The sequence below is a fragment of the Saccharomonospora iraqiensis subsp. iraqiensis genome, assembly GCF_000430445.1.
GTDB lineage: Bacteria > Actinomycetota > Actinomycetes > Mycobacteriales > Pseudonocardiaceae > Saccharomonospora > Saccharomonospora iraqiensis.
Map to the genome: position 1 here is coordinate 1 of NZ_KE387054.1, position 2710 is coordinate 2710.

The following is a 2710-nucleotide window of genomic DNA, read 5'->3' on the forward strand; positions in this document are numbered from 1 at the left end:
CACCACCGGCAACGCCGGAAGCCGCGCCCGCGGCACCGCCGACCACGCCGGTCGCGGTGTCCACCGCACCCCCGGCCACGTCGGAGACCGTGCCCACCGGGTCCGCAGCCACACCGTCAACGGTGTTCACCGCGCCACCGGCCACGCCGGAAACGGCGCCGGTCGCCGTGCCCAGCGCACCACCGGCGACACCGGTCGCGGTCTCCACCGCGCCACCGGCAACCCCGGACACCGCGCCACCGGCCACGCCGTCCACGGCGCCCAGCGCACCACCGGCCACACCGGTCGCGGTCTCGACCGCGCCCCCGGCGACACCGTCGACGGTGTCGGTCACGCCGTCCAGCCGGACGCCGGACACGTCGGAGACGGTGTCCACCGCACCGTCGGCGACACCGCCGACGGTGCCCAGCGCGCCGCCGGCAACCCCGGCGACACCCTGCAGCTGCTGGATCGCCCCGTCCAGCCCGGCGACGTCGGTCGGCAGGGCCCCGAGCACGTCGGCCTGCGACAGGTTGCCGTAGTCCATGACGAGCGGCACCACGTCCTGCACGTCCTGCGGGGTGATGTCCCCGAGCCCGGCCTGCCCCAGCACGCCGGCCGGGTCCTGGGCGAAGGCCGCACGCGCGCTCGCGTCGCCCAGCAGGTTCGACACGAAGTCGTGCAGCGTCTGCTCGTTGCCCGCGGCCTCCCCGGAGGTCTGCACCGCGGCGTCGCCGGACGCCTGTCCCTGAGCCGAGGCGTCCCCGGTCTGCTCGTGAATCAAGGTTTCTCCCGTTTCCGCTTTCAACGCTTGGTCGACGCCCGGCGCGTCCGGCCCCCGAAAATGCGGCGCGCGGCGTCGAGGGGCCAATCTAGGCGCACGGGGGCCGGGTGGGCATCGGGGAAGAACCCGAGTCCTGTCCCACCCCTGAACGGGCGAGCGTTAGGGGATTAGGGGATAGTCGACACGGCCGAACCGGGGATGCCGTTCGGCCGTACGGCTTTGGTACGAAAGGCACACCACCCGCCCCCCTATGCCGTAAGGAACTGGCCGCATGCGTTATGTCCTGGGGATTCACCTCGGCAGGACCCGCGTGACGGCGTCGGTGTGCCGCCACGGCGCGGCCGGGTGGGACGCACCCGAGATCGTCCCGTTGGGTGTCGGGGTCCCCTGGATCGAGTCGGTCCTGCACGTCTCCCCCGAGGGGAATCTGCTGGTCGGGCAGGCGGCACTGCACCGGGCCGGTGGTGAGCCCGACCGGATCGCCCGGGCACCGCTGCACCGTACCGGCGATCCGGTGCCCATCGTGCTCGGCGGAGTCCCCTACCCGGCCGAGTCCCTGGCCGCCGGGATGATCGGGTGGATCGCCGACCGGGTCGCCGAGGCCGAGTCCGCCCAGGCGGAACGCATCGTGGTGACCCACCCGCCCGGCTGGTCGGCCTACCGGCGCGGTCTCCTGCACGACGCGCTCGACCAGGCCGAACTCCCCGGTGTGCTGGCCCTGCCCTGTCCGATCGCGGCGGCGGAGAGCTGCGCCACCGGCGTACCCGGCACACCACCGGGGAGCCTCGCGCCCCCCACCGCCGACGGGCGTCCCGGAGACCCGGCGGAGGCCGGTGTGGTGCCGGTGGGCGGGCTGCTGGGTGTAGGGGTGCTCGGTGGGATCGGGGCGCAGGCGGCGCTGCTCCGGCGGACGCCCCGGGGATTCGAGCTGCTGTCCCACGCCGAGTCGCACGAACCCGAGGCCGGTGCGCGACTGGACGACCTGCTCGTCGAGCGGGTCGTGGAGCGCGGCGGCTTCGACGAGAACGACCCGCAGCTGATGGCGCACCTGCGCACGATGTGCGCGGCGGCGAAGGAACGGCTGGCGCACACCGGTACGACGGCCGTCACCGAGTCGGTGTCGATCACCCGGGAGGAGTTCGACGACCTGGCCCGCCCGGTGCTGTCCACCGCGATCGGCCGCCTCCGGCGGCTCACCTCGGCCGCCCCGACGGACGATCTCGCCTCGGTCGTGCTGGTCGGGGGGAGCGCGCGCCTGCCTCTGGTGGGCGAGCTCGCACGGACTATGATCTCCGTTCCGGTCACGGTCGACGACGATCCGGGCACCGCACTGTGTCGCGGGGCGGCGCTGGCCGCCCGCCCGCGTCCGGCACCCGCGGAACCCCGCGGGGAGGACTCGGGCGCCGACGCCGCCGTGCGGTCCGTCGAGGGCGGTACCCCGGACTCGGGCACCCTCGTGACCACGGTGCACGGCCTGCCCGCCGCGTTCGCCGACCACGACCCCGAGCACGACCGCCAGGAGCACGACGAGGAGCCACCCCCGGGACGGCCACCGGTCGAGATCACACCGCTGGAGCCGCCCAAACGCCGGTTCGCGTTCGCACGCAGGGGTTCCTCCTCCGACACCCGAGACGGGGGCCGGTGATGCGACGCCCGGGAACCGACACCGTGGCACCCGAGCGCCCGTCCGTGCCCGGGCAGGCCACGGCCTCCCCCACACCCCCCGACACGGGGGTGTCCGCACGCGGCCGGATCCTGCTCGACGAACCCACCCGGGACGTGTGCTCCGCCGTCGCCGACGGATCGGTGCGGCCCGCGCGGTTGGCGATCATCGCACCGGGCGGGTACGGCAAGAGCGCCGTGCTCGACCACCTCGCGGGCCTCTGCGACCGGCACGGCGTGCCCGTCGCCCGGTTCGGGCCCGGGCGGAGGGACGCCGGGGACGCC

General features: G+C 74.9%; 3 protein-coding genes. 2 read left to right on the forward strand and 1 reads right to left on the reverse strand.

The features are described 5' to 3' along the window. Positions 1 to 763, reverse strand: a 763-nt coding sequence (locus ACTIR_RS21600) for an IniB N-terminal domain-containing protein (protein ID WP_233345813.1), incomplete at its 3' end; no start/stop codon positions are given. 271 nt (positions 764 to 1034) lie between these two features. Between ACTIR_RS21600 and ACTIR_RS0103920 the strand changes: the two genes are divergently transcribed. Next, on the forward strand, positions 1035 to 2408 hold the full coding sequence (locus ACTIR_RS0103920) for an Hsp70 family protein (protein ID WP_026453289.1): 1374 nt from the start codon (positions 1035 to 1037) through the stop codon (positions 2406 to 2408). Between the two features lie 23 nt (positions 2409 to 2431). Further along, positions 2432 to 2710: hypothetical protein (locus ACTIR_RS26250; RefSeq protein ID WP_161629612.1), on the forward strand; the 279-nt coding region annotated here is incomplete at its 3' end.

Bases quoted from the DNA above. Each gene is read 5' to 3' on its own strand.
- ACTIR_RS0103920 (WP_026453289.1), top strand. From the start codon at position 1,035: ATGCGTTATGTCCTGGGGATTCACCTCGGCAGGACCCGCGTGACGGCG.